This is a genomic window from Halorubrum sp. CBA1125 (genome assembly GCF_009742825.1).
GTDB lineage: Archaea > Halobacteriota > Halobacteria > Halobacteriales > Haloferacaceae > Halorubrum.
On record NZ_WPCE01000262.1, the window covers coordinates 1 to 3,172 of the forward strand.

General features: G+C 70.7%; 1 pseudogene. It reads right to left on the reverse strand.

The annotated features are described in order from the left end of the window. Positions 1-2,893: pseudogene (locus GJ633_RS15320) on the reverse strand (FAD-binding and (Fe-S)-binding domain-containing protein); the annotation flags it as partial. Between the last annotated feature and the right edge of the window lie 279 nt (positions 2,894-3,172).

The window sequence follows — 3,172 nt, forward strand, 5'->3', positions numbered from 1 at the left end:
TCGGCCTCGTAGCCGAACGAGCCGGCCATCCCGCAACACGAGGAGTCGAGCGGGTCGACGCCGTAGCCGGCGCGGCGGAGCACGCCGACCGCGTGGTGGTCCTTCTTCGTCGCCTTCTGGTGGCAGTGGCCGTGGTAGGTGAGCCGCTCGCCGGGCGCGTCGAGATCGAGCGTCTCGTCGAGCCGGTGGGCGTCGACGTACTCCATCACCCCGTAGGTGTTCGCCGAGACGGCCGCCACGTCCGCGTCGGGCACGTCGCTGGCGTCGCCGTCGAGGAGGTCGTGGTAGTCGGACTGGAGCATGACCGCGTCGGTCGGCTCGACGACGACCACGTCCCACCCGTCCGCCACGTCCGGCGCGAGCGTCTCGACGGCGTCCCGCGCCGCCGCCCGCGACTTCTCTAACATCCCCTTCGAGTGGGGCGGCCGACCGCTCCCGTCGACGTCCGGGATCCGGACGTGGCAGTCCGCGGCCTCGAGCACCCGAACCGCGGCCTTCCCGGCGCCGGGATTCGTGTAGGTGGTGTACACGTCGGGGAATAAGAGCACCTCGCGGTCGGCGTCCTCACGGGGGACCTGCGCGCCGCCGCGCGCCGCGAACCAGTCGGTGAGGCTCTCGGCGCGGAACGCCGGGAGGTCGCGCTCCTTGGCGATCCCGAGGAGCTTCTCGCCGATCAGCCCCGCACCGGGCAGCTCGTTCGGGAGGTTCGACAGCGGCGCGAGCTTCGAGCCCAGCGGGGCGAGCGACTCGAAGTTGCCGAGCAGCCGGGTCCGCAGGTCGATCCCGTGCTCCTCGTGGTGGGCGTGTTCGACCTCGGCCTTCAGCTTCGCCATGTCGACGCCGCTCGGACAGTCGACCTTACAGCCCTTACAGCCCACACAGAGGTCCATCACCTCGGTGACGAATTCCTCGTCGGTGGGGTCGTCGGGGAGTTCGCCGCTGATGGCCCCGCGGAGCATGTTCGCGCGGCCGCGGGTGGCCTGGATCTCCTCGTCGGCGGCGCGGTAGGTCGGGCACATCACGCCACCGGTGGTGTCCTGCGGGCCCCGGCAGCCGCCGCAGCCGTGACAGAGCTCGACCATCCCCTGCATCCCGTTGTCGACCGCCCATTCCAGGGCGGGGTCGAAGCCGGCGTCGTACTCGTAGTCAGCGTCGAACCGGAGGTTCTCGCGCATGTCGAAGTCGCCGCAGACGTTCCCCGGGTTGAGCAGCCAGTCGGGGTCGAAGGCCGTCTTGAGCTCGCGGAAGGCGCTCCACAGCTCGTCGCCGTACAGCTTCCGGTTCCACTGGGTGCGCGCGCGGCCGTCGCCGTGCTCGCCCGAGACCGACCCGCCGAGCCGGACCACGGCGTCGGTGACGCGGTCGGCGATGTCGACCATCGCGTCCACGTCGTCGACGTCTTTCGTGTTGATCAGCGGGCGGACGTGGAGCACGCCCGGTCCGGCGTGCGCGTAGAACGTCGCGAACGTGTCGTTGTCCTCAAGGATCTGCTGGAACTCGCGGGTGTACTCTGGGAGGTGCTCTGGCGGGATCGCGCAGTCCTCGATGAAGGAGATGTGCTTCTCGTCGGTGGTTCTGGACAACAGGATCGGGAGCCCCGCCTTGCGCATCTTCCAGAAGCGGTCGCGCTCGTCGGCGTCGTGCGCCTCCATCGCGTGGGCCGCGCGGCGGGGCTGGTCGGTCGCCTCCGCTGCGTCCTCGCTCGGATCGGCGGCGGTCTCCGGACCGTCCTCGTCGGCGGGGCCGACGCGGTCGGCGATGAGGTCGGCGACCTTCCGGCGGCCCTCCGCGTCGCTCTCGGCGTAGAACTCGACGAGGAGCACGGAGTCGGTGCCGTCGGGTAACATCCCGACCACGTCCGCGAACTCGGGCGTGTCGGCGGCCAGCCCCAAGAGGACGTCGTCCATCACCTCGACGGCGGCGGGATCGTGTTCGAGACACGGCGCGACGTCTTCCATCGCGTCGAGCAGGTCGTCGTAGGTGAGCAGCGCGACCGCCTTCGTCTCGGGGATCTCGACGAGCGAGACGGTCGCCTCCGTGACCGTGGCGAGCGTCCCCTCGCTGCCCGCGAGCAGGCGCCCGAGGTTGACCACGCCCGCTTCGCCGTACTCGCCGCGGTACTCCGCGAGCAGGCGGTCGAGGTTGTACCCCGAGACGTTCCGTTTCAGCTCGGGGAACCGCTCGTCGATCGCGTCGGCCTCCGCGTCGAGGATCCGGACGACTTCGGCGTGAATTCGGGGGAGCAGGTCGTCGGCGTCGGCGTCGGCCGACTCTCGAAGCTCGTCGACGTCGACATCGCCGAACGTCGTCACCGTCCCGTCGGCGAGCACGATCTCCAGCTCCTCGACGTAGTGGTCGGTCTTCCCGTACTTCAGCGAGTGCGCGCCGGTGGAGTTGTTGCCGATCGCGCCGCCGACCGCGGACTTGTCGCGCCACGCCGGGTCCGGCGCGAACTTCAGCCCGTGCTCCTCGACCGCGGCGTGAGGTCGCCGACGTACGCGCCGGCCTGAACGCGCGCGGTCCGGGCGTCGGGGTCGGTGTCGAGGATCGCGTCCATCTCGCCGGTCAGGTCGAGCACGACCGCCTCGTTGACGGTCTGTCCGGCCAGCGACGTGCCGCCGCCGCGGGGGAGCACCGGGATCCCCTCCTCGAAGCAGTACTCGTGGACGGCCGCGACGTCGGCGGTCGACGCCGGGACCACCACGCCGATCGGGGTGACCTCGTAGGCCGACGCGTCGGTCGCGTACATCCGCCGCGAGTACTCGTCGAACCGCACGTCGCCGTCGACGCGCCGGTCCAGCGCGTCGACGAGATCCGGGCGCTCGACCTCGCCCCCGGTGTAATCGAAGTCCCCCCCGTCCCGCGGGTCCGGGCCCGGCGTGTGTGTCGCCATGCGAATTCATCGCCGTGAACCGTCAAAAATCCCCTGACACCGGCGTGGCGATCCCGTCGAGATGGCACAACACACATATGGGTCCCGTCGGATGGTTCCGTATGTCACTCGCCGATACGTCGACGTTCACCCGCCGGCTCGAGGACCTCGGAGTCACCGTGACCGAGGGCCCCGAGCGGGACTGCGCGGCGCTCGTGGACGCGGCCGCGACCGACCGTGCGGCTGGTGCCGACCGCTTCGCGGTGGCGCGGACGATCGCCGAGCGGCTCGGCGCGCACC